This is a genomic window from Mycobacterium sp. 4D054 (genome assembly GCF_052245755.1).
Lineage (GTDB): Bacteria > Actinomycetota > Actinomycetes > Mycobacteriales > Mycobacteriaceae > Mycobacterium.
Genome location: NZ_JBQQCF010000062.1, coordinates 1 through 26,890 on the forward strand (window position 1 = coordinate 1; position 26,890 = coordinate 26,890).

23 protein-coding genes, 1 other RNA gene and 1 pseudogene are annotated in these 26,890 nt (G+C 66.2%); 8 read left to right on the top strand and 17 right to left on the bottom strand.

The features are described 5' to 3' along the window. Window positions 1–118 precede the first annotated feature (118 nt). Together ACTWP6_RS27055 and ACTWP6_RS27060 are read right to left on the bottom strand one after the other, a co-directional pair. Complete coding sequence (locus tag ACTWP6_RS27055) at window positions 119–1,936, bottom strand: AAA family ATPase (protein WP_443189328.1); 1,818 nt, start codon at window positions 1,934–1,936, stop codon at window positions 119–121. Beyond that, window positions 1,936–2,211 (bottom strand): helix-turn-helix domain-containing protein, encoded by a 276-nt coding sequence (locus ACTWP6_RS27060; protein WP_443189329.1) that lies wholly within the window; start codon window positions 2,209–2,211, stop codon window positions 1,936–1,938. Before ACTWP6_RS27060 ends, ACTWP6_RS27055 begins: the two co-directional genes overlap by 1 nt. Window positions 2,212–2,480: 269 nt before the next feature. On the opposite strand from ACTWP6_RS27060, the gene ACTWP6_RS27065 reads away from it, so the two are divergent. Next, a complete protein-coding gene (locus ACTWP6_RS27065) occupies window positions 2,481–3,560 on the top strand; it encodes a tyrosine-type recombinase/integrase (RefSeq protein ID WP_443189330.1) in 1,080 nt (359 codons plus the stop codon). Window positions 3,561–3,639: 79 nt separating this feature from the next. Here ACTWP6_RS27065 and ssrA read toward each other — a convergent pair. From ssrA to prfB, 9 genes are all read right to left on the bottom strand, one after another. Beyond that, window positions 3,640–4,007: a transfer-messenger RNA gene (gene ssrA, locus ACTWP6_RS27070) on the bottom strand. 68 nt (window positions 4,008–4,075) lie between these two features. Further along, window positions 4,076–6,385, bottom strand: a complete 2,310-nt coding sequence (locus tag ACTWP6_RS27075) for a putative bifunctional diguanylate cyclase/phosphodiesterase (protein ID WP_443189331.1) — start codon at window positions 6,383–6,385, stop codon at window positions 4,076–4,078. A 56-nt stretch (window positions 6,386–6,441) separates the two neighbouring features. Then, window positions 6,442–7,287 carry an EamA family transporter gene (locus tag ACTWP6_RS27080; RefSeq protein WP_396885445.1) on the bottom strand — a complete coding sequence of 282 codons (846 nt, stop codon included), beginning with the start codon at window positions 7,285–7,287 and terminating at the stop codon, window positions 6,442–6,444. Beyond that, entirely contained in the window at window positions 7,284–7,781 is a 498-nt protein-coding gene (gene smpB, locus ACTWP6_RS27085; RefSeq protein WP_260751178.1) for an SsrA-binding protein SmpB, read from the bottom strand. Before smpB ends, ACTWP6_RS27080 begins: the two co-directional genes overlap by 4 nt. 2 nt (window positions 7,782–7,783) lie before the next feature. Continuing rightward, window positions 7,784–8,680 (bottom strand): permease-like cell division protein FtsX, encoded by an 897-nt coding sequence (gene ftsX, locus ACTWP6_RS27090; RefSeq protein WP_260751177.1) that lies wholly within the window; start codon window positions 8,678–8,680, stop codon window positions 7,784–7,786. After that, the gene (gene ftsE, locus ACTWP6_RS27095) at window positions 8,680–9,369 is read right to left on the bottom strand and encodes a cell division ATP-binding protein FtsE (RefSeq protein ID WP_260758013.1); all 690 of its coding nucleotides are present in this window, start codon (window positions 9,367–9,369) and stop codon (window positions 8,680–8,682) included. Before ftsE ends, ftsX begins: the two co-directional genes overlap by 1 nt. 44 nt (window positions 9,370–9,413) lie before the next feature. After that, window positions 9,414–9,929 carry a hypothetical protein gene (locus ACTWP6_RS27100; RefSeq protein WP_443189332.1) on the bottom strand — a complete coding sequence of 172 codons (516 nt, stop codon included), beginning with the start codon at window positions 9,927–9,929 and terminating at the stop codon, window positions 9,414–9,416. Beyond that, on the bottom strand, window positions 9,926–10,900 hold the full coding sequence (locus ACTWP6_RS27105; protein ID WP_260751175.1) for a mechanosensitive ion channel family protein: 975 nt from the start codon (window positions 10,898–10,900) through the stop codon (window positions 9,926–9,928). The genes ACTWP6_RS27100 and ACTWP6_RS27105 overlap by 4 nt, the downstream gene beginning before the upstream one ends. Then, window positions 10,890–12,005: a peptide chain release factor 2 gene (prfB, locus tag ACTWP6_RS27110; protein ID WP_260751174.1), complete on the bottom strand. Its 1,116-nt coding sequence runs from the start codon at window positions 12,003–12,005 to the stop codon at window positions 10,890–10,892. The genes ACTWP6_RS27105 and prfB overlap by 11 nt, the downstream gene beginning before the upstream one ends. Before the next feature lie 198 nt (window positions 12,006–12,203). Between prfB and ACTWP6_RS27115 the strand changes: the two genes are divergently transcribed. Next, window positions 12,204–13,580, top strand: coding sequence for an FAD-dependent oxidoreductase (locus tag ACTWP6_RS27115; RefSeq protein WP_443189333.1), 1,377 nt, complete (start codon window positions 12,204–12,206; stop codon window positions 13,578–13,580). Between the two features lie 47 nt (window positions 13,581–13,627). On the opposite strand, the gene ACTWP6_RS27120 is transcribed toward ACTWP6_RS27115, so the two are convergent. Next, window positions 13,628–13,990 carry a hypothetical protein gene (locus tag ACTWP6_RS27120; protein ID WP_443189334.1) on the bottom strand — a complete coding sequence of 121 codons (363 nt, stop codon included), beginning with the start codon at window positions 13,988–13,990 and terminating at the stop codon, window positions 13,628–13,630. Window positions 13,991–14,013: 23 nt separating this feature from the next. Between ACTWP6_RS27120 and hisN the strand changes: the two genes are divergently transcribed. The 3 genes from hisN to ACTWP6_RS27135 all read left to right on the top strand — a co-directional run bounded on the left by hisN (window position 14,014) and on the right by ACTWP6_RS27135 (window position 17,561). Continuing rightward, window positions 14,014–14,793, top strand: a complete 780-nt coding sequence (gene hisN, locus ACTWP6_RS27125) for a histidinol-phosphatase (protein ID WP_443189335.1) — start codon at window positions 14,014–14,016, stop codon at window positions 14,791–14,793. Between the two features lie 124 nt (window positions 14,794–14,917). Next, window positions 14,918–16,312 (top strand): acyl-CoA dehydrogenase family protein, encoded by a 1,395-nt coding sequence (locus tag ACTWP6_RS27130; RefSeq protein WP_443189336.1) that lies wholly within the window; start codon window positions 14,918–14,920, stop codon window positions 16,310–16,312. 31 nt (window positions 16,313–16,343) lie between these two features. Continuing rightward, the gene (locus tag ACTWP6_RS27135) at window positions 16,344–17,561 is read left to right on the top strand and encodes an acyl-CoA dehydrogenase family protein (protein ID WP_443189337.1); all 1,218 of its coding nucleotides are present in this window, start codon (window positions 16,344–16,346) and stop codon (window positions 17,559–17,561) included. Here the strand turns inward: ACTWP6_RS27135 and ACTWP6_RS27140 are convergent. The 4 genes from ACTWP6_RS27140 to ACTWP6_RS27155 all read right to left on the bottom strand — a co-directional run bounded on the left by ACTWP6_RS27140 (window position 17,529) and on the right by ACTWP6_RS27155 (window position 24,111). Then, window positions 17,529–18,773, bottom strand: coding sequence for a glycosyltransferase (locus ACTWP6_RS27140; protein WP_443189338.1), 1,245 nt, complete (start codon window positions 18,771–18,773; stop codon window positions 17,529–17,531). The two genes, ACTWP6_RS27135 and ACTWP6_RS27140, sit on opposite strands and share 33 nt — an antisense overlap. Beyond that, window positions 18,773–21,955 (bottom strand): adenylate/guanylate cyclase domain-containing protein, encoded by a 3,183-nt coding sequence (locus ACTWP6_RS27145; RefSeq protein ID WP_443189339.1) that lies wholly within the window; start codon window positions 21,953–21,955, stop codon window positions 18,773–18,775. The genes ACTWP6_RS27140 and ACTWP6_RS27145 overlap by 1 nt, the downstream gene beginning before the upstream one ends. 98 nt (window positions 21,956–22,053) lie before the next feature. Further along, complete coding sequence (locus tag ACTWP6_RS27150; protein ID WP_443189340.1) at window positions 22,054–23,052, bottom strand: MDR family oxidoreductase; 999 nt, start codon at window positions 23,050–23,052, stop codon at window positions 22,054–22,056. Window positions 23,053–23,133: 81 nt separating this feature from the next. After that, on the bottom strand, window positions 23,134–24,111 hold the full coding sequence (locus ACTWP6_RS27155) for an esterase family protein (protein WP_443189341.1): 978 nt from the start codon (window positions 24,109–24,111) through the stop codon (window positions 23,134–23,136). A gap of 379 nt (window positions 24,112–24,490) precedes the next feature. Here ACTWP6_RS27155 and ACTWP6_RS27160 point away from each other — a divergent pair, with 379 nt between their 5' ends. Genes ACTWP6_RS27160 through ACTWP6_RS27170 form a run of 3 tightly spaced genes read left to right on the top strand, consistent with a single transcriptional unit; the run spans window position 24,491 to window position 26,662 of the window. Next, window positions 24,491–25,054 (top strand): TetR/AcrR family transcriptional regulator, encoded by a 564-nt coding sequence (locus ACTWP6_RS27160; RefSeq protein ID WP_260751165.1) that lies wholly within the window; start codon window positions 24,491–24,493, stop codon window positions 25,052–25,054. A gap of 35 nt (window positions 25,055–25,089) precedes the next feature. Beyond that, complete coding sequence (locus ACTWP6_RS27165; protein ID WP_443189342.1) at window positions 25,090–26,256, top strand: acyl-CoA dehydrogenase family protein; 1,167 nt, start codon at window positions 25,090–25,092, stop codon at window positions 26,254–26,256. Between the two features lie 16 nt (window positions 26,257–26,272). Further along, a complete protein-coding gene (locus ACTWP6_RS27170; protein ID WP_260751163.1) occupies window positions 26,273–26,662 on the top strand; it encodes a nitroreductase family deazaflavin-dependent oxidoreductase in 390 nt (129 codons plus the stop codon). Window positions 26,663–26,706: 44 nt separating this feature from the next. On the opposite strand, the pseudogene ACTWP6_RS27175 reads toward ACTWP6_RS27170, so the two are convergent. Next, window positions 26,707–26,890: pseudogene (locus ACTWP6_RS27175) on the bottom strand (hypothetical protein); the annotation flags it as partial.

Genomic DNA, 26,890 nt, shown 5'->3' on the forward strand with positions numbered 1-26,890 from the left:
GGATGATCTGATCCGGAGTGTGCCGCCGGCGCTTGTTCGTTGCCATGTCGTCATTGATTCTTCCTGCCCGAGCACTCGGGCAACAGAGTCCCACAACGACTGGACCACTACAGGGGGCTCACCTCAGCCCGTCTTTGCGGCGCACGCTCAATGTCTCGACAAAGTGCTGACGGCGGCGCTTGCCTAGCTTGAGGGTCAATTCGTCGCTGCCAGCGCGAGCCGCTGTCATACGAAAATCGGCGTCAACGTCGGACAGCTTGTGGGAACTACCTCGCGGGCCTTTGTCGGCATCCTTGCCGAGGTGATCCAGCCGCAGCACCGCCACCTTCTGATCACGCAACGGTTGTATTGCCAATCGGTAGAACTGGCTCCACGTATCGGCGTCGTTTTCACCACCATCTATGAACCGGCTCACCGTTTCGAGAACTACCAAATCAACTCCACCAAGCGGCTCGGCCAAATCCGATATGAGCGTGAGGAATTCGGCAGAACCCTTGGCCGTGTCCAGTCCACCAACGTCGGGATAACAGACGACCGACAGGTTAGGCAGGTCTAGCGGAGCACCCATCGAATCCAAGCCGTCACGCCACCAGTCAGGGCCGTTTTCGGCGTCCAGATAGATCACCCTGGCGGGCTCGATTTCGTGGCTCGGATCGAACGCTGAGCGGCCTAGCGAAGCCTCTACGGCAATCGCTCGCGATAGCACAGACTTGCCCGTACCGGGCGCAGCCGACAGAGAAACGTATGAGGCGCACGGCAGCATGTCAGGCAGCAACCACGAAATCGGTTCTGGCGGCACGGTGCGTAGCTCGCGCAGGTCCAGCGGCGCATTGCGTGTAGAACCCGCATACATCGAATCTCCTTGCACTGCAGTGCTTTTGATTGGTGAGCAGACGCACGGAGTCTTGCCGTAGTGCTGGGAACCGTTCTCGCTCTTGAATTTGCGCAGCGCACCTGTCAGCGACCGAAAAATCTCCCGGCGAAGTTCGCCATAGCTGCGCTTATCGCGAGCGGTTACGTCCTGAATCCAGAACTCGGTTGCCTCGTTAATGGCGGTGAGCCATCCCGTGTGGCCTTCTGTCGCCAGGCGCAGAAATTCCCAGTGTGCGTCGCGCACCTTGTCGTGCGAGGTGGCATCCTCGGCAATCGATCGCTTGCGACGCTCCAATTGCCTACGCATCACCGGGCACAGCGTCTCGGCGTCTTGAAACTGTTTCAGTGCCCATTGCTCAAGCTCACCGAGCGAGGAATCTGCATCAATTGGCCGCTGGCTGTCCCGCATCCGACCCTGAGTCAGATAGTCCACCCAAGAGTCAGGCAGCACCGGAAGCGTGGTCACGTCGGGGATTTCGTGACCATCAGCGCCGTGACCATGATCTGACCACGATTGCGGAGAGAACAGGCGATAGGTGGTTTCCGTCTTCGGATTGAACGACGGCCAGACGACGGCGAATCGGTGATTCTTCTGGATCACCTCAATGTCGGCGGCAGCTTGACCACGGAATGCCAACCCACGCGGAACCAAGAAAAATCTGATTCCAGAAGTCCAATCGCCACGGTCGGTGCCGTCATCGTTGCGTGCCCTGGCGGTAGACACCCACGTCGGCGGCAGTGTCCCTAGTTGGCTCTCCAAAGCGGCGAGCTGGTCACCGCCGAGCTTGTCCTTATCGCCATCGAGATAGTGATCGACGTCGATCCCCAAAACCTCGCATTCGATCCCGTTGACCATCACGGGCCAACCGAGATGCAGGCCGAGATTCGGATTTCGATACTTCGGGTCATCGCACCACTGAGCGATTTGGGCATCGGTAGCGAAACCGGCGTTGCGGCCTGTCCAGCCCACCGGGGGCGGATTTTTCGCCTTCTCTGGTAGCGGGATCGTGCCGAGCCAACCGGCAGCCCGCCAGGGTGCGGCGATGTCGGAAAAGCTCACCATCAGCGCCGTGTAAGCTTGTGCGTACGGGCAGGCCGGTTCGCTGGCGGGGTTGGCACTTGCGACTGCCGCTGTTCCTTCTCTTCTAGGTACGCAAGCAACGAGCTGAGCCGGTACCGGACCCGGCTGCCGATCTTGACGAACGGGATGCCATCGCCGCGAAAACGATCCTGGGCAAGCGCATCGGGAGAAATGCTGAGATAGTCGGCCACTTCTTTGGCTGTAAGCAGCATGTCGGGAATTTTGGATGAATCCGATTTTTCAGATGAGTAGGGCATGATTTTCCTCAGAGTTAAGTCGAGCACACCAAATACGGGGTGGTCCGCGTCAGCTTGGTGGGCCTGGCGCTCTCCGAGTCATACGCCCTTTGCGCCATTCATAATGCCGCCTAATACTGAGCCGGTCAAGCACCGAGTTGCAACGGTGTCGTCAACGGTCGTGACAGCTCGTGAGCCGTGCTGTACTGTCGCATCATCCCAGCTCAGAGCAGGTGTAGAAGTTTTCACAAACAGAGAAATTTCCAGGCAGAAGGGAATTAAATTTTTAAATGGCAACTGTCAGTAAGTACACCAATACGAATGGAAAAACGCTGTATCGCGTCCGGTATCGCACGCCCAAAAACCGACAAACCGACAAACGCGGTTTTTCTACAAAACGGGATGCGGAGCGATTTGCAAATACCGTAGAAGTTCAAAAGATGACCGGCGCATACATCGCGCCATCTTTAGGCCAAATCACGGTTGGCGAGCTTGGCCCCGATTGGCTAGCACGGCAGGTTCATCACAAACCGTCGTGGTCGGCTCGTCTTGAATCGATTTGGCGTATCCACGTCGAACCGAAATGGGGGCGACGACGCGTCGCTGACATTCTCCAGACCGAGGTCCAGAATTGGGTTGCCGAAATGGAGCTGTCAGCGTCTTCGGTTGCCCACGCTCATACCGTCCTGGCGGGAATCCTGGATGACGCCGTGAGTGACCGTCGATTGGCGACGAATCCGGCTCGTAACGTCAATCTGCCGCGCAAGGTCGATAAGACACGGAACTACTTGACCGCTGCGCAAGTGCGGGCATTGGCTGACGAATCTAAGCACCCTGACATCGTTTGGTTGCTCGCGACGACGGGTCTGCGGTGGGGCGAGATGGCCGCACTTCGGGTGCGCGACGTTGATTTAGGTAGCAGCCGTATCCGCGTTGAGCGTTCGGCGTCCAAGGTCAATGCCGAGACAATCATCGGCACGACCAAGACTCATGCGGCCCGTTCGGTAGCAGTGTCGGCCTCGGTGCTCAAACTCATGGCCCCAGCAATGGTGGGCAAGTCTCCCGATGAGCTTCTATGGAGTCGGGCCAATGGACAGCCATTGCGGCCCCCGACGACAACGCATTGGTTCGGCGCAGCGGTGAAACGCTGCCAGGCCGCAGACGCAACATTTCCTCGCATAACCGTGCACGAGCTTCGGCACACGGCGGCGTCGTTAATGATCGCGAACAAAGCCAGCGTCAAAGTTGTGCAAAGTCAGCTTGGCCACAAGACAGCCACGATGACCCTCGATCAGTACGGCCACCTGTTCCCTGACGATCTCGACAACGTGGCCGACATGATGGACGACCTTGTGGTCGGCTCACGCTAGATCACGCGAGATTGTGGGCAATTTGTGGGCAAAAAGGGAGCAGGCCAGGCCAAAAATATGGCCTGACCTGCGTATTCACTTGTGGAGCTGCCGGGAATTGAACCCGGGTCCTACGGCATTCCCTCAAGGCTTCTCCGTGCGCAGTTCGCTATGTCTCTACTCGGATCTCCTGATCACGCGAACAAGTCAGGATGACGATCCCAGTCGCTGTTTGATGTCCCCGCGGGTTCCGCGACCGAACCCGTGGGTGGGTCCCTCTAGATGACGCCAGGATCCGGGTCGAGGGCACTCCCGGTCTGACGGATTAGCTTCGCTTAGGCAGCGAGAGCGTAATCGCGCTGATTGGAATCGGCGCTTAATTGGTTACAACGACGCTTACGGTGGTCAGTTGTCTGCACCGGCACGCTTCCCTTGATTCGATGCGCGAAGTCGAAACCGTTCAGCCCCTCGCACACCCGCCGACCTTCGGCGGAAACTTTATACTACCGGTGTCTGCAACACCGGCCGCCGGATATTTAATCCGTCTCTGTGCGGTCGCGCACTACGGCGGGCGAGAACTCCCGGTCTCGGCCCTCGACGTACATGTCGACCAGGTCCGCCATCGGCACCGGACGGCCGAACAGGTGTCCTTGAGCCAGCCTGCCGCCGGCGCGGTAGACCATCTCCGACTGCTCGGACGTCTCGATGCCCTCGGCGATCACCTCGAGCCCGAGGTCGCGACACAGGCGGATAACCGAGCGGTACAACGCCAAATCGCGCGCCGGATGGCCTCCCGAGACCAAGCTGCGGTCGAGCTTGACGATCTGCACCGGCAGGCAGTGCAGGTAGGTCAGCGAGTTGAAGCCCGCACCGAAGTCGTCCAGCGCGACCTTGACACCGAGTTCGCTCAGCCGGCTGATCTGCGCAGCCGCCCGGTCGAGGTCGACGATCGGCTCGGTCTCGGTGATCTCCAGCACCAGCCTGTTGCGCGGAATCTTGTGTCGTGTCAACGCCGCACGCACCTGCTGCTCGAAGCCGGGGTTTCCGAGCCGAGCCGCCCCGATGTTGACGTGGATGTCCAGGTCGAGCCCTGTACCCCTGACCTCCTGGCAGGCCAGGTCGAGCACCAGGGCGTCGAGGTCGGAGCCCAGTCCGGCAGCTTCGGCCACTGCGACGAACGTCTCCGGAGAGATGTCGATGCCGTTCGGCGCTGTCCATCTGGCCAGCGCTTCGACCGCCATCGGGCAGCCCTCGGGTAGCCGCACCACCGGCTGATAGACCAGGCGGAACCCGGGCGGGGGTCGGCCGGCGCTGCTGCGCAGCAGCGTCGGGAAGTCGACCATCACCCCCGAGGACGGCTGGTAGACCACGGCGGTGTCCTTGCCCAGCCGCTTTCCGGCGTACATCGAGATGTCCGCCTGCCGCAGCAGATCATCCGAAGTCTGCGGCACTCCGTCGGCTTCCGGCCGCACCAGCCCCATGCTGGCCCTGACCCGCAGCGAGGAGCCGTGTACCGGGAACGGGTCACGCAGCGCGATCCGCAGCCGCTCCGCCACGACCTCTAACTGCTCCGTTTCGCCGTGGATCAGGATGGCGAATTCGTCGCCGCCGATGCGGGCCAGGGTGTCTCCGTCGGACACGCACCGCTTCAACCGTTCCCCGACCGCGCAGAGCAGTTCGTCGCCCGCCGCGTGACCGAAACGGTCGTTGACTTCCTTGAAGTCGTCGATGTCGACGAAGATCAGCACGAAATCGCCGTGTGCCATGGCTTCGTCGAGCCGCCGGGCGAAGAGGATCCGGTTCGGCAGTCCGGTCAGCGCGTCGTGGTGGACCTGATAGGCCAACCCTCGCTGCGCCCAGTACAGCCGTTGGGTCAGCAGATTCTGGGCCCGCAACACGAGGATCTGCCGGACGGTGACCAGGGCGACCATCGCTACTGTCAGCCACACCACCAAGGAGCTCAGCTGCTGCCCGATCAGGACATGGAAGCCGAACATGATCGCGATGCCGAGGAATCCCAGGTAGGGCAGGATCAGCTGGGCCCAGTCGACGCCACGGCCGGTGCCGCTGTCACCGGAATCCGAGGTCTCCAGCATCGCCTGTGCGATGAACACCGGGCCGATGATCAGCCCGATACCGGCCCACAGGTCACCGCCCTCCACACCGACAGAGCGGAGGTAGGCGACCACCCGGTCGGAGGCGGCCATGGTCACCAGGCCGCCGGCCAGCAGCAGATAGTTCTTGCGGTACGGGCGACCAGGCTGGTAGATCATCGCGATCACCACCGCCCACGCCACCAGCAGCAATTCGGCGACCGTGAAGATGACCTCGATCGCCGGCACGCCGGATCGGGGCAGCGACGCGGTTGAGCTGGTGCCGAAGTCGCCCATCACCGCCAGGATCAGGAAGGAGACCCCGGCGATGACGCCGTCGAAGGCGTTGGTGATGAACGGATATCGCAGCGGACTGTCCGGGGGCCCGGTGACCCCGCCGCTGGAGCGGACCAGCAGGATGACCGCGCCCAGTGCGAGCACCGGCAGCGACAGATAGGCCACGCGCGCGATCATCGGCGCGGTACCGGCGCCGCTGCTCCACCACGAGATCTGGCCGAGCACCCAGGCCGCCAGCGCCGCCACGTAGAGCAGCCGCCAGGCCCGTGCCAGTCCGGTCATACGTCGCGCGACGACGAGCCCGCATACCGCGGCGCCCAGCGCGGTGCCAGTCTGCAGTACGAGCTCGCCTCGGCGGGCAGCCTCCTCGCCCCACAGCGCTGCGGCGTTCACCACCGCCAGCAGGGCGACCCCGATGTAGACCGGAAGTCGGATTCGCGACGGGCTGGCTGCCACCCCATCTCCTTCCCAGGGGGCGCCCCGCGGGGGGACGGCACTGAGGTCGACCGTAGCTAATTGGCCGCGATCATCGCGACCGAACCGAGCGCTAGCACCATGCCGAACGCCTGCCATCGGCTTACCCGCTCACGCAGCACCACGATCGCCAGCAGCACCGTCGCGGCCGGGTACAGCGCGATCAACACCCCCGCCAGCGACAACATCGACGACTGGAGTGCCAGCAACGTCGCGACGTTCGCGACGGTGTCGAGCGCACCGGCGAACACCGCCAGCCGCAGCGGCACACCCCGCTCCAGCACCAGGTTCGCGGTCATCGCGGCGGCGATCAGCACCACCGCGGCCGCCGCGAGCCGGCCGAGCACCAACGGCCACAGTTTGGCCTCAGTCGGGACCTGGTCCAAAACGACGAAATTCATCCCGAACGCCACCCCGGACCCGACCGTCAACCAGGCGACCTTCGCGGTGAAGCGGTGCGGCGTGGAGTCCCGGTCCTCGGCGCCGCGGCTGACCAGCACCACTGCGACCAACGCGAGCACCACCCCGACACCGGCGAGAGCGCTGGGCCGCTCTCCGAGAGTGAGGCCCACCAGCACCGGGATCCCGGCGACCAGGACCGCGGTCAGCGGAGACACCACCGCGATCGGGCCCGAGCCCAGCGCCGCGTAGAACCACCACACGCCGAAGGCCTGCACCAGCCCCGCCAACAACCCCCACCACACGGCCGGACCGCTGAGCTGCCCACCCATCGGGATGGCGACCAGCGCCAGCAATACCAGCGCCACCGGATACGAGACGAGGACCACCCGCAGTGCGGCCACCCGCCGCGAGGCGATGCCACCGACGAAATCGCTGACGCCGTAGCCGAACGCGGCGAGCAGCGCGGTGAGGATGCCGGTCAGGACGTGATGCCCTTGACGCGGCGCCCCAGTTCGCGGGTGACCTCACGTTGGGCGTCCCGCCGCGCCATGTCCTGGCGTTTGTCGTGAGCCTGTTTGCCGCGGGCCAGCGCCAGCTCGACCTTGACCTTGCCGCCGGTGAAGTACAGCGACAGCGGCACCAGGGTGAGGTTCCCGTCGCGGATCTTGCCGACCAGGTTGTCGATCTCCCTGCGGTGCAGCAGCAGCTTGCGGTTGCGCCGCGGGGCATGGTTGGTCCAGGTGCCGTGGTGATACTCCGGAATGTGCAGGTTGCGCAGCCAGATCTCGCCGTCGTCGACGGTGGCGAACGCGTCGGCCAGCGACGCCTGACCTTCGCGCAGGCTCTTGACCTCCGTGCCCATCAACGCGATGCCCGCCTCGAAGGTCTCCAGGATCGAATAGTTGTGCCGCGCCTTGCGATTGGTCGCGACGACCTGGTTGTTGCTGTCCTTGACGGCCTTGGTCTTCTTGGCCACCGCTACCGTCGCACGTAGAGCCGCAGTGTGACGTACGCCGTGATACCCGACATGGCGAGACCGAGGAACAGCATCCACGGAGCGCTGTAGTACAGGATGTCGGCATAGTCGACCTTGGCGATCAGGTTCGCTTGGTAGAACTGGTCGAGCGCGTTCTCCAGGAACAGCGCGCGCACCAGGATCAGCCCGACGATCGCGATGACCACACCGATGAACGCGGCGAGCATCGCTTCCACCAGGAACGGCAGCTGGGTATACCAGCGGGTGGCCCCGACCAGTCGCATGATGCCGATCTCGGTGCGCCTGGTGTAGGCCGCGACCTGGACCATGTTCGCGATCAGGAGCACCGCGCCGATCGCCTGCACCAGCGCCACCGCGAATGCCGCGTTACTGATGCCGTCGAGGACCGCGAAGAGCCGGTCGATCAGGTCCTTCTGGTTGAGCACGTTCTGCACTCCGGGCTGACCGCGGATCGCGTCGTCGAAGTCCTCGTGCTGCTCGGGGTCGTCGAGCTTCACCACGAACGACGCCGGGAACGCGTCGCGACCGGCGACGTCCTTGTACTGCGGGAACTTCCGGATCGCGTCGTCGTAGGCCTCGTCGCGGTTGAGGAACCGCACCGAGCGGACGTCGTCGCGGTCCTCGATGGTCTTCCGCAGCGCCTTGCACGGGTCCGCATCACACGTCGGGTCGTTGGCCGACACGTCGTTGGTGAGGAAGACCTGGCTCTCCACCCGGTCCAGATAGATCGCGCGGGACTGATCGGCGAGCCGGACGATCAGCATGCCACCACCGAACAGCCCGATCGAGATCGCGGTGGTGAGGATCATCGCGACCGTCATGGTCACGTTGCGGCGAAGCCCGGTCAGAACTTCGTTGACGAGAAAGCCGAAGCGCACTAGCGATCCATTCCGTAGACGCCGCGCTGTTCGTCACGAATCAGCCGGCCGAGTTCGAGTTCGACGACACGTTGGCGCATCGAGTCGACGATGTGGTGGTCGTGGGTGGCCATCACCACCGTCGTGCCCGTGCGGTTGATGCGCTCGAGCAGGTCCATGATGTCCTTGCTGGTTTCCGGGTCGAGGTTGCCGGTGGGCTCGTCGGCGAGCAGCACCAGCGGCCGGTTGACGAACGCCCGCGCGATCGCGACCCGCTGCTGCTCACCTCCCGACAGTTCGGCGGGGAGTCGGTTGGCCTTGCCGGACAGCCCGACCATCTCGAGCACCTCGGGGACCACGCGGTTGATGGTGTCGGCACGCTTGCCGATCACCTCGAGCGCGAAGGCGACGTTCTCGAAGACGGTCTTCTGCTGCAGCAGCCGGAAGTCCTGGAACACGCACCCGATCACCTGCCGCAGACCGGGGATGTGACGTCCGGACAGCTTGTTCACGTGGAACTTCGAGACCCGGATGTCTCCCGAGGACGGGTGGTCCTCGGCGAGCAGCAGCCGCATGAACGTGGATTTGCCCGAACCCGACGGGCCGATGAGAAAGACGAACTCACCCTTGTCGATCTTCACCGACACGTTGTCGAGCGCCGGACGCGCCGACGACTTGTACTGCTTTGACACACGATCGAGGGTGATCATCACGGCACGCCAGTGTAGCGGGGTGGCCTGTCCCCGCCCCCGACCTAGGGCAGTGGCGGCACCGGCGGCGCCTGGCCGGGCGGGGTGATGGTGGTGGGCGGCACCGCCGACGGCGCCTGCGTGAACGTCTGCGGGCTCAGCGGCCCCGGGCCGTCGGGATCGATGACCGTCGTCGTCGGGCCGAACGGCACCACCGGGCCGATCGGACCCGGGGTGGTGGTGTCCGTCGGTTCCGGTGTGGGGGTCGGTGTCGGCGTCGTGGTCGTCGTCGTCGTGGTCGTCGTGGTGCGCGTCGTGAATTCAGGTTCGCGGGGCGCGACGTTGGTGCGCGGCACCCAGGTGTAGTTCGGGTCGGGTACGAACCCGGGCGGGACCACCTGGTTGGCCGGCGCCGCCGGCGGCGACGGAGCGGGAGGCTCGAAGTTCTCGTACACCCAGTACAGCGCGATGAACGCGACGATCAGACCGAAGGTGGACAGCCGCATCCGCCGTCCGAACAGATAGGCGCGCGAATGGCGGTCGGGTCTGCGCCAGCTCTGCAGGGACGCCGGGAGCCTCATGACTTCTGCTCCGATCGCCCGGCAGTGGCGGCTTCACTGCCCACCGTGTCGCCGCTGGCACTGATATTGCTCACCGTCGGAGTGTGATCCTGCGTGGCGATCCCCGCGCCGGCCAGCGCCGCGATGATCAGGATCCGCAACCGGCGACCGACCTCGAACTGCTTGCCGGGCAGCGTCCGGGCGACCATGCGCAGATTCACCGTGTCGACCTGGATGCTCTCCACGCCCATCAGCTGGGGCGTGTCCAGCAGCAGCGCACGCAGCTCGGGGTCCTGCATCGCCCGCTCCCCGACGCGGTGCAGCACCTCGTTGACGCTGTTGAGGTCCACCGAGGTGGGCACCGGGATGTCGACCACCGCGCGCGCCCAGTCCTTGGACATGTTCAACGATTGGACGATGTTGCCGTTGGGGACGGTGAACACCTCCCCCTCGCTGGTACGCAGTTTGGTCACCCGGAGCGTGACCTCTTCGACGGTGCCCTGGGCCGGTTCGGGCGCGCCGACCACGTTCAGCTGCACCAGGTCGCCGAAGCCGTACTGACGTTCGGTGATGATGAAGAACCCGGCCAGCAGATCCTGCACCAGCTTCTGAGCGCCGAAGCCGAGAGCGGCGCCGATCACGGCCGCCGGTGCGACCAGTGACCCGACGGGTATCGCGAGGATGTCGGTGATCTGCACGGCCACCATCACGAACAGCAGCGCCACCGACACCCAGGAGATCACCGAGGCCACCGCCTGGCGGTGCTTGGCGCTCTCGGTGCGGACCAGCTGATCGCTCTCCCGGTACTGGGCGTCGATGCGGCGGGTGATGCGTTGTGCGGACCAGTTGATGAACCTGGCGGCCAGCAGGCCGCCGATCAACAGCAGCGCGATCGGCACACCCCGGGCCAGAATCCAGACACCGGTGTCGCCTTCCCAGAACCCGTGCCAGGTGCCGGAGAGGTCGAGGGCGAGGAGTCGATCAGTCGTCATCTTTTTGGTGACGCCAGCGGATGCCGGCCTCCAGGAAGCCGTCGATGTCTCCGTCGAGCACCGCGGCCGGGTTTCCGACCTCATACTCGGTGCGCAGGTCCTTGACCATCTGGTACGGGTGCAACACGTAGGAGCGCATCTGGTTGCCCCACGAGCTGCCGCCGTCGCCCTTGAGCGCGTCGAGCTCGGCCCGCTCGTCCTGACGTTTGCGCTCCAGCAGTTTGGCCTGCAGCACCCGCATCGCGGCGACCTTGTTCTGCAGCTGCGACTTCTCGTTCTGGCAGGTGACGACGATGCCGGTCGGCAGGTGTGTCAGCCGGACCGCCGAGTCGGTGGTGTTCACCGACTGTCCGCCCGGGCCGCTGGAGCGGTACACGTCGACGCGCAGGTCGGTCTCCGGGATGTCGATGTGGTCGGTGGTCTCGACCACCGGCAGCACCTCGACGTCGGCGAACGACGTCTGCCGGCGGCTCTGGTTGTCGAACGGGCTGATCCGCACCAGCCGGTGGGTGCCCTGCTCCACCGACAGGGTGCCGTAGGCGAACGGGGCGTGCACCGCGAAGGTGGCGCTCTTGATGCCGGCCTCTTCGGCGTAGGAGGTGTCGAACACCTCGACCGGATAGTTGCGCTGCTCGGCCCAGCGGATGTACATCCGCATCAGCATCTCGGCCCAGTCGGCGGCGTCCACGCCACCGGCGCCGGACCGGATCGTCACCACGGCCTCGCGTTCGTCGTACTCCCCGGACAGCAGGGTCCGGACCTCCATGGCCTCGATGTCCTCGCGGAGCTTCTTCAGTTCGGCGTCCGCCTCGACGGTGGCGTTGTCGGCGTCGCTGCCCTCCTCTTCGGAGGCGAGCTCGTAGAGCACCGGCAGATCCTCGAGACGGCTGCGCAGTTCCTCGACCCGGCGGAGTTCGTTCTGCGCGTGGGACAGATCGCTGGTCACCTTCTGCGCGCGGGTCTGGTCGTCCCACAGCTGGGGATCGGAGGCGTCCTTCTCCAGCTGTTCGATGCGCCCGCGAAGCCCGTCGACGTCGACGACACGCTCCACCGTGGTCAGGGTGGCGTCGAGGGCGGCGATGTCGGCTTGGCGGTCGGGATCCACGGAACAACAGGTTACTCACTCCCCCGCCGGCGGCGGTCGTCGCAGCCCGGCGGGCGATCGGCGACCGATTTCACCGCCACCATCCCAGAATGCCGTCCACGGAGATGCGCGCGATCTAGCATCGGGGTCGGAACCTCCGTCCGGCCACGTCGCGACAGCCCCTTGCGCGCGGCCGGGTAGCGACAGAAGGCAGCCCACATGCCCCCTTTGCGGCCCTATTACGTGGCCATCGTCGGCGCCGGACCCTCCGGGTACTTCGCCGCGGCGTCCCTACTCAAGTACGGCGGGTCCGATGAGAACCGCGACGTGCGAGTCGACATGCTGGAGATGCTGCCGACGCCGTGGGGACTGGTGCGGTCCGGGGTCGCCCCGGACCACCCCAAGATCAAGTCGATCAGCGCCCAGTTCGAGAAGACGTCGCTGGACCCGCGATTCCGGTTCTTCGGAAACATCGTCGTCGGCGATCACGTGCACCCCGCTGAGCTGGCCGAGCGCTACGACGCGGTGATCTACGCGACCGGTGCGCAATCCGACCGCGCGCTCGGGATCCCCGGTGAGGACCTGCCCGGCAGCGTCGCCGCGGTGGACTTCGTCGGCTGGTACAACGCCCACCCCCATTTCGTGGCGATGACACCGGATGTGTCGGGTGGCCGTGCGGTGGTGGTGGGCAACGGCAACGTCGCTATCGACGTGGCTCGGATCCTGGTCAGTGACCCCGACCTGCTGGCCGAGACCGACATCGCCGATCACGCGCTGGAGTCGTTGCGACCCCGCGGTGTCGAAGAGGTGCTGATCATCGGCCGGCGCGGTCCGCTGCAGGCGCCTTTCACCACGCTGGAGCTGCGCGAGCTCGGCGACCTGGAAGCGCTCGGTGACGTCGACATCGTGATCGACCCCGACGATTTCGCCGACATCACCGACGAGGATCTCGAAGCCGCCGGGAAGACGGTGCGCAACAACATCAAGGTGCTGCGCGGATATGCCGAAGCGACACCGAAGGGTGCGCGGCGCCGGATCGTGTTCCGGTTCAAGACCTCACCGATCGAGATCAAGGGCGACGGCAGGGTGGAGTCGATCGTGCTGGGCCGCAACGAACTGATCAGCGGCGCCGACGGGCGGGTGACGGCAAAGGACACCGGCGAGCGCGAGGAGGTGCCGGCGCAGCTGGTGGTGCGGGCCGTCGGATACCGCGGGTTGCCGACGCCCGGTCTGCCGTTCGACGAGCGGGCGGGCACGATTCCGCACACCGACGGCCGGATCGACGGCAGCCGCAATGAATACGTGGTGGGCTGGATCAAACGCGGGCCCACCGGCGTCATCGGCAGCAACAAGAAGGACTCCGCCGACACCGTCGAGACGCTGCTGGCCGATCTGGCGGACGCCGAACTCGCGGAGTTGCAGCCCGATCACCTCGACACCGTGCAGCGCTGGCTGCTGGAGCGTCAGCCGAAGCTGGTGACCGCCGATCACTGGAAGCTGATCGACGAGCACGAACGGACCGCGGGTCAGGGCTCGGGACGGCCGCGGGTCAAGCTGACCAGCGTCGAGGAGCTGCTCCGCATCGGGCACGGCTGACGACGTCGCGGCGAGGCACGAGCCGGTGCGGAGTCGGCCCGGCCGAATCAGTGCGGCGGCGGTGGCGGGTCGGTCGGCGGCAGCGGCTCCGGACGTGTCCCGAACGCCCACTTCTCCGGGTTGCCCGGCGAGTACATGACGTCGATCAGCTGACCCATCGTGGGCCAGTTGTCGACGTCGGACGTCATCCGCGTGTACACGGTGTACTCGTTGATCGTCGGGCCGTTGATCACCCCGGTGATCGTGACGAACTGCTCGCCCGTGACCGCGTCCGGGCGTGGGCTGACCCCGGTGACCAGCAGCGTGCCGGGCACCCAGTCGTTGCCGACGCCCCGCCGTCGCGCGAGCAAGGGTCTCGCCAGAAGCACCAGCGCACCGACCAGCAGCAGGATCATCGCGAATTCGAACACACGGCCATGGTAGGACGGCACCTATGAGCACCCTGGCGGACGACCTGACCCTGGCACTGCGACTGGCCGACGAAGCGGACGCGCTGACGATGCAGCGTTTCGGCGCCGTCGACCTGAAGGTCGAGACGAAACCGGACATGACGCCGGCCACCGACGCCGACCTGGATGCCGAGAAACTGCTGCGGTCCCGACTGGCCGAGGAGCGGCCGCAGGACTCCGTGTTCGGGGAGGAGTTCGGCGGGACAAAGGAGTTCAGCGGCAGGCAGTGGGTGGTCGACCCGATCGACGGCACGAAGAACTTCGTTCGCGGCGTGCCGGTGTGGTCGACGTTGATCGCGTTGCTCGTCGACGGCGTTCCGGCCGTCGGCGTGGTCAGCGCCCCCGCTCTGGGCCGCCGGTGGTGGGCCGCGGACGGCCAGGGCGCGTACACGTCGTTCGGCGGTCAGACCCGCAGCATCTCGGTGTCCGGCGTCGGCGAGCTCGACGCGGCCAGTGTGTCGTACTCCGATCTGACGACGGGCTGGGACGACAACCGCCCCCGGTTCGTCGAGTTCCTCGACGCGGTGTGGCGGGTACGCGGCTACGGCGACTTCTGGTCGTACTGCCTGGTGGCCGAGGGAGCGGTCGACGTCGCGGTGGAGCCGGAGGTCAAGCTGTGGGATCTCGCGCCGCTGGACATCCTGGTGCGGGAGGCCGGCGGGCGGTTCACCGACCTGTCCGGCGCGACCGGCCCGCACGGCGGCAGCGCGCTGGCGACGAACGGACTTCTGCACGACGCGGTGCTGGCCGCCCTCACCGACTGAGGGCGCGGGCGTGTGAGATGCGCTACAGATCCACCGACCTTACTCAGCAGTCAGTTCCGATACCTTACTCTGGAGTCAGTTGCGCAATCGCGTATCTCCGATGATCAGACGAGGGCAGCTGACAATGCCGAACACCCTGCCGACCAAACGCAACGGCCACGAAAGTGCCGTCGGACTTCAGAAGCACAAGCGGTCCATCACCGATGTCGGGTTGGCGCTGATCACCCCGATCATGGGCCAAGAGTTCCTGGATAAGTACAACCTGCGCGATCCGCTCAACCGGGGGCTGCGCTACGGGGTCAAACAGGCCTTCTCCGCCGCAGGCGCCTCGACCCGCCAGTTCAAGCGCATCCAGGGCCTCGGTAAGCCCGCGACCCGACTGGAGGCCAATCGACCCAAAGGCTCGGACTACTTCGACCTGACCCCCGACGACGACCAGAAGATGATCGTCGCGACCGTCGAGGAGTTCGCCGAGGAGATCCTGCGGCCCGCGGCGCACGACGCCGACGCCGCCGCCTGTTATCCACCGGACCTGATCTCCAGGGCCGCCGAGTTGGGCATCACGGCCATCAACGTGCCGGAGGACTTCGACGGCATCGCCGAGCACCGCTCGACGGTGACCAACGCGCTCGTCGCCGAGGCGCTGGCGTACGGCGACATGGGGCTGGCGCTGCCGATCCTGGCACCGGGCGGGGTCGCATCGGCATTGACCCACTGGGGCAGCGCCGATCAGCAGGCGACCTACCTCAAGGAGTTCGCCGGCGACAATGTGCCGCAGGCGTGCGTGGCAATCGCCGAACCGCACCCGCTGTTCGATCCGACGGCACTGAAGACCACCGCCGTCCGCACGCCGAGCGGGTACCGCCTCGAGGGCGTGAAGAGCCTGGTGCCCGCTGCCGCCGACGCCGAGGTCTTCATCGTGGCCGCGCAGCTCAACGGCAAGCCGACCCTGTTCATCGTGGAGGCGTCGACGGAGGGTTTGACGGTGACCCCCGATCCGAGCATGGGCATCCGGGCTGCCGCGCTGGGCCGCGTCGAACTCGACAAGGTCACCGTGCCGCTGAGCGCGCGGTTGGGCGAGCAGGACGCGGCGGAGGCGGACTATGCGCAGGCCTACTCCGAGGCGATCGCGCTGTCCCGGCTCGGCTGGGCCGCACTGGCGGTCGGTACCTCACACGCGGTACTCGACTACGTCATCCCCTACGTCAAGGAGCGCACTGCGTTCGGTGAGCCGATCGCGCACCGGCAGTCGGTGGCGTTCATGTGCGCCAACATCGCGATCGAACTCGACGGCCTGCGCCTGATCACCTGGCGCGGTGCATCCAGGGCTGAGCAGGGATTGCCGTTCGCCCGCGAAGCCGCACTGGCCAAGAAGCTGGGCAGCGACAAGGCCATGCAGATCGGCCTCGACGGCGTCCAGTTGCTCGGCGGCCACGGCTTCACCAAAGAACATCCGGTCGAACGCTGGTACCGCGACCTGCGGGCCGTCGGCGTCGCCGAAGGCGTCGTCGTTCTCTGACCGAAGTGTCCTCTAGGAAGGCTTGAAGATCATGGCGATCAATCTGGAAATGCCGAAGAAGCTCCAGGCGGTCATCGAGAAGGGCCATCAGGGCGCCGCGGAGATGATCCGTCCCATCTCACGCAAATACGACCTCAAGGAGCATGCGTACCCGGTCGAGCTCGACACCCTCGCCGATCTGTTCGAGGGCATCTCCGAGGCCAACACCATCTCGTTCGCGGGCACGGACGCGTTCGTAGGTGGCAGCGGCGACGACAAGAAGTCGAACATCAACGGCGCCAACATGTCTGCGTTGCTGAACGCACTGGAGATCTCCTGGGGCGACGTGGCGCTGCTGCTGTCGGTGCCGCGGCAGGGTCTGGGCAACGCGGCGATCTCGTCGGTCGCCACGCCGGAACAGCTGGAGCGCCTGGGCAAGGGCGTGTGGGCGGCCATGGCGATCACCGAACCGAGCTTCGGTTCGGATTCGGCCGCCGTGTCGACCACCGCGGTCCTCGACGGCGACGAGTACGTGATCAATGGCGAGAAGATCTTCGTCACCGCCGGCTCGCGCGCCTGCCACATCGTGGTGTGGGCGACGCTGGACAAGTCCAAGGGCCGTGCGGCGATCAAGTCGTTCATCGTGCCGCGCGAGCATCCCGGGGTGACCGTCGAGCGCCTGGAGCACAAGCTCGGTATCAAGGCCTCCGACACCGCGGTGATCCGCTTCGACAACGCCAGGATCCCGAAGGACAACCTGCTCGGCGACCCGGAGATCCACGTGGAGAAGGGTTTTGCCGGGGTCATGGAGACCTTCGACAACACTCGCCCCATCGTGGCGGCGATGGCCGTCGGCGTGGCCCGCGCCGCACTGGAGGATCTGCGCAAGATCCTCACCGACGCAGGCATCGAGATCTCCTACGACAAGCCCGCGCACGCACAGAGCGCCGCGGCCGCGGAGTTCCTCCGGATGGAGGCTGAGTGGGAGTCCGGCTACCTGTTGACCGTGCGGTCGGCATGGCAGGCCGACAACCGGATCCCCAACTCGAAGGAAGCCTCGATGGGCAAGGCCAAGGCCGCCCGGGTGGCCAGCGACATCACCCTCAAGGCCGTCGAAATGGCCGGCACCACAGGCTATTCCGAGCAGACGCTGCTGGAGAAGTGGGCGCGTGACTCAAAGATCCTCGATATCTTCGAGGGCACCCAGCAGATCCAGCAGCTGGTCGTGGCCAGACGTCTACTCGGGCTGACTTCGGCCGAGTTGAAGTAGGTCGCGCGCGAAGACGTCAGCCGCGCGCCGAACACCGCCCGTGGCCGCGAATCCGGCGGCGACTTCGCGTGCCCCGGCGGTCAGCGTCATCGCTTCGCGGACTTTGTCTCGCAGCCGCGGCGCCGACAGGCGGCGCCTGGGCAGCCGTGTCCCGCATCCGGCGACCTCGGCACGCCGGGCGACCTCGAACTGGTCTCGACCGAACGGCACCACGCACACCGGGATGCCGCGGGCCAACGCCCGTTGGGTGGCCCCCATGCCGCCGTGGGTGATCGCACACACCGCACGGTCGAGCACCGCCTCGTGGTCGACGAATGTCAGCACCGTCGCGTTCGGGCCGCCGGGGTGATCCTCCGGTCGGCCGGCGGGCACGGTGGCCACCACGTGGACCGGCTCGTGGGCAAGCGCCGTAATGGCCGTCGACACGAGACCGGCGTCCGACTGTCGTTCCGTCGATGTCGTGACGAGCACGATCGGGCGGTCGATGGCAGCCAGCCAGTCCGGAGCGGGCGGCGATGATCCGGCGGGCACGCAGGGTCCGATCATGTGCACTTCGCCGCCCCAGTCGCCCGCATATTCGAAGGGTGTACCGCTGGCGACGAAGAGCAGCGGCGCGCGGCGCAGGAAGTCGTCCAGCGATGTCACCGGGCGCACCCCGAGATCGGAACGGATCGTGTTGATGGCCCGTAGCGCCGGCCGTTCCAGCGGCGCACTCACCGCGGTCCGGACCAGGGCGTCACGCAATCGGCCCGTCACGCCGGGCAGTGGCCGCAGACCGAGCCCGAAGGGCGGCACACCGGGCACCCGCAATGCCGGTGTGAACGGCGAGAAGCAGGCCCACGCGACACCGACGGCCTCGGATACCGACAGCGCACCCCAGCAGTTCACATCGACGAGCACCGCATCAGGCCGCACCTCCTCCACAGCCGTCGTGTAGTCGGCGACCTCACAGGCTGCGCGGCGCGCGAAGGCGCCGATGGAGAGCTTCAGCGCTCCAACAGGATTGGAGGCTTGCCAGTCGTCCATCTGGATGTCCTCGATGCGCGGATCGATCGGGCCGGCCTCGAAACCACTCCGCCGCGCCAGGTCGACGCCGGCCGACAGGGTGCGGACGTGAATCGAGTGTCCGCGATCTGCCAGTTCGGACAGCAGCGCAGACATCGGGATCAGATGCCCGAGAGCCGGAGAGGTGTACGCGAGGATCGTGGCCATCAGCCGCTCGCCATCGCCGCCATACGGCGCGCCTCGTCGAGCCGTCCGTCGGCCGCGATGGTCTCGCACGCCACCAGATAGCTGCGGCACAGTGCGCGGTGATCCTGCGAAAGGCCGTGTGCGGCGGCCAACAATGCCCGCACCCGCAGCGTCCAGAGATCCATGGCCGCGGTGCCCGGGGTGTGCTCGGCCCAGAAGTCGAGCAGATCGTCGGCCTCCTGGAGATCGCCGGGCCGGCCGCGCGCGATCAGCAGTTCGCACAGTGCCTCTGCTGGACCGGGGTAATGGAACAACGCCGCGTCGCGCCTGTGCAACGCGACCCGCCCGCGGAGTACCTCGATGGCTTCCTCACCGCGACCTTGACGCGCCCACTCCAGCGCCAGCTGCGGCTCGATGAGGGCCATGGCGAAGTTCTGGATCTTGTCGGTGAGTATGCCGTTCCTCGCGCGATCCAGCAGTCCGACCGCCTCCCCGCGGCGGGCCGGGTCTGTGCAGAGCAGTAGCGTGCCATAGGTCCACTGGGCGGCGATGATCCCGAACCGGTCACCGAACGACTCTGCGCGTTCGAGCGCGTCGGACATCTCGTCGACGAGATCGCGGGCCACGTGCAGGCCCATCGCCGCCAAGATTCCCCAGTACAGCAGCACCGCCGAGAAGAGCACCGGCGGCATCGCACGCGCCAACTCGGTTGCACTGCACAGCATTTCGACGCCTTGGTCGTGATGCCCCCGGCACACCTCGGTCAGTCCTGCGATCGCGTGGGCGACGGCGCGATCCACCGAAGGACGGTTGAGGCGCAGGGCGAGGCTTCTGGCCGTGATTTTCAGGGTGGCGTCGAACTCGCAATTGGCCCAGCGGGCGAACGCCGTCGCGGTGAGCAGAATCTCCAGTTCGGAAGCAGGTTCATCGACGAGATGATCGACCACCTCGGCCAGTTCTGCGGCGATCGGCATTGCCTCGGGTACACGGCTGCTGTTGACGATGAAGGCCATCACCCGGCCGGCCATCGCCAGTGCCAGCGGCCTGAGGTCACCGGTGTGCAGCACGAGTTCGCGGAGTTCTCCGAAGCGTTGGTCGTTCTCGGCATCGGTCCCGGTGAACAGCTCGGTCGAGATCAGCATGGCGCGTGGCGCGGTGCGCAGCTCGAGCACACCGTCCTGATCGTCGGGCAGCTGGTCGGCCACGCGCAGCGCGCTATTCCACTGGACCCTCGCCGCGACGAGATCCCTTGGGCGCAGCCAATCGGCAGCCCGCAGATGCCACCGGCACGCGTCGGCGAACGCGCCGGCAGACTCCAGATGCGTGGCGATCAGCGCGGCGTTTTCCTCGACGGCCGCGGGGTCACGGCTCTCGATCGCCGCCGCCAAGCGCCGGTGGGCCTGAACCCGGGTGGCGTTGAGTTGCGAATCATAAGCCACGGTGCGGATCAAGGTATGGCGGAAGCAATACCGTTGCCGGGGAATGAATTCCGTCTGGTCAATCAGTTCCGTCGCCACCAGCTCGGCCAGCTGGGTGGCGACCGAGCCGGTCACCAGTGTCGCGAGAGCGTCCGCATCGAACCGGGGTCCGATAACCGCCGCGGCGTTGAGCACGGACTTGGTCTCCGATGGCAGCCGATCGATGCGCGCTGCCAGCACGGCGTGCACCGTGGCCGGCACCCCGATGTCAGCCGGATCGCCGACCAACCGGTAGTGGCCGCGGCCGCCGGCGAGCACTCCCCGCCCGGCCAGGTCGCGGATGATTTCCTCGACGAAGAACGGGTTTCCGCCGGCAACCCTAGCAACCTGTTCGGCCAAAGCAGTAATCGACATGTCGCGACCGAGCAGGTTACACGCCAGGTCGGTCGCGGTCGCTTCGTCCAACGGGTGCAGCGCCACCGCCAGATCCGCAGCGCGATGGAGGTTTCCGTCAAACTCCGGCCGGTAGGTGGTGACGAACATCGCCGCCGTTCCCGGTAGCGCGGCCGTGAACTCGGCGAGAACCGCATCGCTGGCCGGATCGGCCCAGTGCGCGTCCTCCAGAATGAAGACTGTCGGCCCTGCTCGCGCTCTGAGAGCCCGCGCCATGATCGCGAGCAGCCGGTGCCGCCATCCGTCCACGCCCACCTGCGGCGGCGGTGAGGAGACGGCGGCGACACCCATGGCCTCGAACAGGATCTGGGCGTCCGTGGACGTGACGTCTTGCAACCGGGCGCCAGCCGCGGCGCGACGACGTGCGGGTTCTGCGCTCAGCCCCTCGACGGCGAACATCGCGCGCAGGAACCGCGACAGCGCGCGAAACGCGACGGGCGTCGCGTGGGCGTCACAGCGGGCCACGACCACGTCCAATCCCCGACGTGCGGCTTCGGTACCGAATTCGTCGACCAGCCGGCTCTTCCCCACCCCCGGCGCGCCGACGACGGCGACCACCGGGCTCGACCGCGAGTCGAGCGCTCGGTGCAACTCGGCCAATTCGGCGGTGCGACCGAACAGCAGGCCCTCGTTGCGGCCGATCACCATCCGCTCGGGTTCGACGGCCAGCACCCGGCGCCCGGGAACCGGCCGGTCGGCTCCCTTGACGTCGACGTGCACGACGCGCCCCAACCGGACGGAACGCTCGACGAGGGCGGCCGTGGTCAGCGAGCACAACACCGAACCCGCGCGGGCTGCGGATTCCATGCGCTGCGCCATGCCCACCGCGTGTCCGACCGCGGTGTAACTCCTTGGTCCCGTGCCGATCTCGCCGACAATCACATCACCGGTGTTGAGTCCGACACGCAACTGCAGCGCCACACCGTCGCGTCGGTGTAGGTCATCGGCCAGCTGCCCGGCGACAGACTGGATCTCCAGCGCGGCGATGCAGGCCCGCAAGGCGTGGTCCTCCAGCGCCATCGGAGCACCGAATAGCGCCATCAGCCCGTCCCCGGTGAACTTGTCGATGGTGCCCTGGTAGCGCTGCACCACCCCCGCGCAACGGTTGAAGAGATCGTCCATGATCTCTCTGAGACGCTCGGCGTCCAGTTCCGCGGCCAGCTTCATCGAGCCGACGACGTCGGCGAACAGCACCGTGACCTGCTTGTGCTCACCATTGATCCGCCGATCCTGAACCGGTGCACCGCACAGGTCGCAGAAGCGCGACCTCGCCCGCAGGTCGTTGCCACACGACCCGCAACACGCAGTGCTCTCAGTTACCGGGCTGGCCATCCCCTGCCGTCTCCGTGAAGGTACCGCTCATGATGGCCCATATCCTCACGCGGAGCGAGCGGATTGAGTCCATGGCCTGCCGCGGACGCGGAGCCGGATCAGAACCCGTCGTGGACGACCACCCGTGTCCGTCCGGTCACTCCGCCGCCGATAATCGTCTTCAACACGTCAGCGACCTGACGGATCGGCACGTCGCGAGTGAGGCGGGCCAGATGACGTGGAGTCAACTCCGATTCGATCTGCGCCCAGATCTCCCGGCGCTTCTCGATCGGCAGTAGCACGGAGTCGATTCCGGCCAACGTCACGCCACGCAGGATGAACGGCATCACCGTGGTCGGCAGGTCCACGGATCCGGCCAGTCCGGAGATCGCGGCGACACCGCCGTACTGCAACGTGCTGAGCGCGTAGGCCAATGTGGGCCCCCCGACGCAGTCGACGACGGCGGCCCAGTGCGCCTTGCCGAGGGGCCGGACCTTCTCGTCCGGGCCGGGAACGCGGTCGATCACCTCAGCGGCGCCGAGGTCACGCAGCAGGTCGCGAGCGTCGGACTTGCCGGTGGATGCCACCACTTCGTAGCCCAGCCCGGCCAGCAGGTCCACGCTGACACTGCCGACTCCCCCTGTCGCACCGGTCACCAGCACCGGCCCGTCGGACGGGCTGATCCCGTGCGCGCGAACGGCGTTGACGCTCATCGCCGCAGTGAAGCCCGCAGTGCCGACGGCCGCGGCGTCGGCGGTGCTCAACGACGACAGCTTGACCAGGTAGTCGGCCGGATAGCGGGCGGTCTGGGCATAGCCGCCGTGCCGGCCCGTGCCGATGTCCTGACCGTGCGCGACGACGCGATCGCCGACGGCGAACTCCGGGGACGTGCTCGCCGTGACGGTGCCCGCGACGTCGATGCCCGGGATCAGCGGATACGAGCGGGCAACACCGCCTTTCGGCGTGACGGCCAGCGCGTCCTTGTAGTTGACGCTGGAGTACTCGACGTGGATGTCGACCTCCCCGTCGGGCAGGAAGGACTCCTCGACCACCTCATGCCGTAGAACGATGCCGCCCTCGTCGTCCTGATGCGCCACCATCGCATTGATTTCCGTCATGACGGCCACAGTAGCCAGAGTCCTCAGACCAACGAAGCCCCCGACCCATCCGGGCCGGGGGCTTCGTCACTGCGTTCTGCGTCAGAGGAGGTGCGCCTGCAGGTCAGGCTTCATGGCCTGCAGCTCGCGGCCCCAGTACGCCCAGTTGTGCGTGCCGTTGGGCGGGAAGTTGAACACACCGTTCTTGCCGCCCGCGGCGATGTAGTTGTCGCGGAAGGTCTGGTTGGTACGGATGGTCAGGCCTTCGAGGAAGGTGGCGGGCAGGTCGCCGCCGCCGAGCTCGTTGGGCTGGCCGTTGCCGCAGTAGACCCAGATGCGGGTGTTGTTGGCGACCAGGGTCGGGATGTTGACCATTGGGTCGTTGCGCTTCCAGCCGCTGTTCGGGTCCTGGGTCTTGCCCCACATGTCGTCGGCCTTGAAGCCGCCGGCGTCACCCATCGAGATGTTGATCAGGAAGGGCCACCAGCCCTCGGAGGGGTTCAGGAAGCCGGACATCGAGCCCGCGTAGATGAACTGCTCCGGGTGCCAGGTCGCCAGGTTCAGCGCGGCTGAGCCGGCCATCGACAGACCGACCGCGGCGCTGCCGGTGGGCTTGACCGCGCGATTGGCCTGCAGCCACTGCGGGAGCTCCTGGGTCAGGAAGGTCTCCCACTTGTAGGTCACGGTCGGGCCCTTGTTACGGGCGGGCGCGTACCAGTCGGTGTAGAAGCTGGACTGGCCGCCGACTGGCATGACCACCGAGATACCACTGTCGAGGTACCACTCGAAGGCCTGGGTGTTGATGTCCCAGCCGTTGAAGTCCTCCTGAGCGCGCAGGCCGTCGAGCAGGTAGAGCGCTGGGGAGTTCTCGCCGCCGCTCTGGAACTGGATCTTGATGTCGCGTCCCATCGACGGAGACGGCACCATCAGATACTCGACCGGCAGACCTGGCCGGGAGAATGCTCCGGCGGTCGCCGACCCTCCGGTGAGGCCGACCAAAGCGGGCATCATCGCTGTCGCGATAGCCACGACACCGAACCGGCGCGCCCAGGGCCCACGAATCCTGTCAAGAAGTCTCATACCGTCAATCCATCCATCTTCCGGTACCGCGTTGCGCGGCCTGTCTGCGTTTTCCCAGTTCGACTTAGACGCCACCGACACCACAGCGATGTCTCCACCGCGCTGTCTCACCTCTCCGGAACTGCCAACGGGCGACGGAGTGGACCGAGAAAACTTCAGTTGTAGCGGTTGCAGTAAAGCATGTGACCACGACCTGAGAAAGTCCGGCCACGCCGAATAGCGCATCTTGGTGCGTGAAGGCGAATCTTACGACGGCGAAGATCACCGTCGCGACGTGGGGGAACACACCGCGCCGTCGAGCCAGGAAACGAATCTGCGGGGCGCACCCACCAACGGAGCGACGGCGATCACATTTCGGCGATTCACTAGGCTCCCCGGGATGGCGAAGCGCCGCGAAAGTGCAGGCAGGCTGACAGCCGAGGATTGGATACACGCCGGTTACGCGGTCCTCGCCGACGACGGGCGCGCAGCGCTCAAACTCGACCGTCTTTGCGCGCGCCTTGGCGTCACCAAGGGCAGCTTCTACTGGCATTTCCCCGACATGGCCGCATTCCGTGCCGCGCTGGTGCAGTCCTGGGCACAGCTGCACGATCGCGACCGCCGCGATTTCGATCAGCTGGGACACCTCGACCCTCGACAACGCCTCAACCAGATGATGACCTCGCTTTTGGGTGAGCGGCAGTGGGCACTGGAACGCGCGATGCGGGAGTGGGCCCGCACCGACCCCGTCGTCGCCGAGAGCGTGCAGCACGCTGACCGCCTGGTGGTCGCCGCGGTCCGGCAGGCGTTCCTCGACGCCGGGTTCGACAGCGACGAGGCCGACATGCGGGCGCAGGCCACCTTCGCGGCGGGTATCGGGTTTCTTCATCTGGCCGTCACGCCTCCGGAATCGCGCACCGCGGCTCAGCGGGAGCGCTTCCTGGACCTGATGCTGTCCCGCTGACCCTTACATACCAAAAGGTATGGTAATTTCCGCGCATGCCTGGCGCCTCGACCGTCTCCCCTGACTTCATCGACCGGCTCGCCGCACGCGCGGCCGAAGCGGAGCGCCTGCGCACGTTGCCGGCCGACACCGTTGCCGACGCGACGGATTCCGGGTTTATCGACCTACTGGCGCCCGCGCGATTCGGCGGGATGCAGGCGCGGTTCCCGGACATCCTCGACCCGGTCCGCCGGATGGCCCACGGCTGCGCGTCGAGTGCGTGGACGCTGGGCTTCTATGCCCTGCACAACTGGATGCTCGCGTTGTTCGGCGAACAGGCACAGAGCGAGGCGTTTGCGACGCGTCCGTTCCTGGCCCCGGCGCCACTGGCACCTACCGGCCGCGGAGTCGGCTGCGACGGTGGGATGCGGCTGACCGGCCGCTGGTCATGGGCGACGGGTGTGATGCACGGCAACTGGATCATGGTGGGCGCGCTGTTCGCACGGGTGGCCGGCGACCCAGCCACGATCCATCCGGTACTGGCACTGCTCCCCATCCAGGACGTCCGCATCGAGGACGTCTGGCACACCGACGGCATGCGGGCCACCGGATCCCACGACGTGGTGATCGACGACGCCTTCGTACCGGCGCACCGACTCGTCGAGGTGTCCGACATCTATACCGGTACCGCCCCGGGGGCGGCTCTGCACGACGCCGACACGTATCGCTGGCCGATGGTGCCGGCGTTGGCGCTGCTGGCGGCGATGCCCGCGCTGGGCAGCGCCGAACGCGCCACCGAAATCTACGGCGAGCGCCTCTCACAGAGGTTCCTCGCCTACGAGGGCGTCACGCAGAAGGACAAGCCGGTGGCAGCCATGCATCTGGGCGAGGCGCACGTCCGACTTCGGGCGCTGAGAAGTTTGTTGGCCGACACCGTCGGCGAGATCGAAGCGATCGTGGCGGCGGGCGACCCGGTGGACCGACCGGTGCGCGGTCAGGCCAGGCTGGCGGCGGCACATATCGTGCACGAGTCGTGCGCGATCATCGGCACTCTGCTCGCCGCGTCCGGCGCCAGCGCCCACTTCCTCGACAATCCGCTGCAACGCATCAAACGGGATGTCGACGTGATCGTCGGCCATGTCATCTTCGATTACGACACCAGCCGCGAGCTTGCCGGTGCCCTCACAATGGGAGGGAAGATTCCGCGCACCGCGATGGTGTGAGCCCGGGGAGGTTTCGATGGTCGACACGCTGCGTGACCGCGTCACCAAGTTCTTCCAGAAGAACGTCGCCAATCGGGTCATGCGGCACATGCCGTTTCAAACGCTGTTGGAGACGACCGGGCGAAAATCCGGCCAGCCCCGCTCGACCCCGCTGGGCGGGCGCCGCATCAAGGACAGCTTCTGGTTCGTCTCCGAGTTCGGCGACAAGTCCGACTACATCCGCAACATCAAGGCCGATCCCAACGTCCGGGTGCGGCTCAACGGACGCTGGCATCGCGGCACGGCGCATCTGCTGCCCGAGGACGATGCCCGGGAGCGGATGCGCACACTGCCGCAGTACAACAATGTCGGCGTGCGCACCTTCGGAACCAATCTGCTCACCGTGCGGGTCGACCTCATCGATTGATCAGCGACAGCTTTCACGTCGCCAAATTCCACGGCCGGATTCGGTCACGTTCTTTGGTCGTCTTCGTCGTCTTCGTCGTCTTCGTCGTCTTCGTTGTCTGCGAGTAGGTGGTGTTCGGGGTGGTGGTAGCCATTGACCAGCTGCGTGCGGTGTTGGCCGGCGTCGAGCCCTGGTGGTGGGTGCCATTCGGTCTGGTTCTTGGCGTTTTTGGTGGTGGTCCAGCCGGTG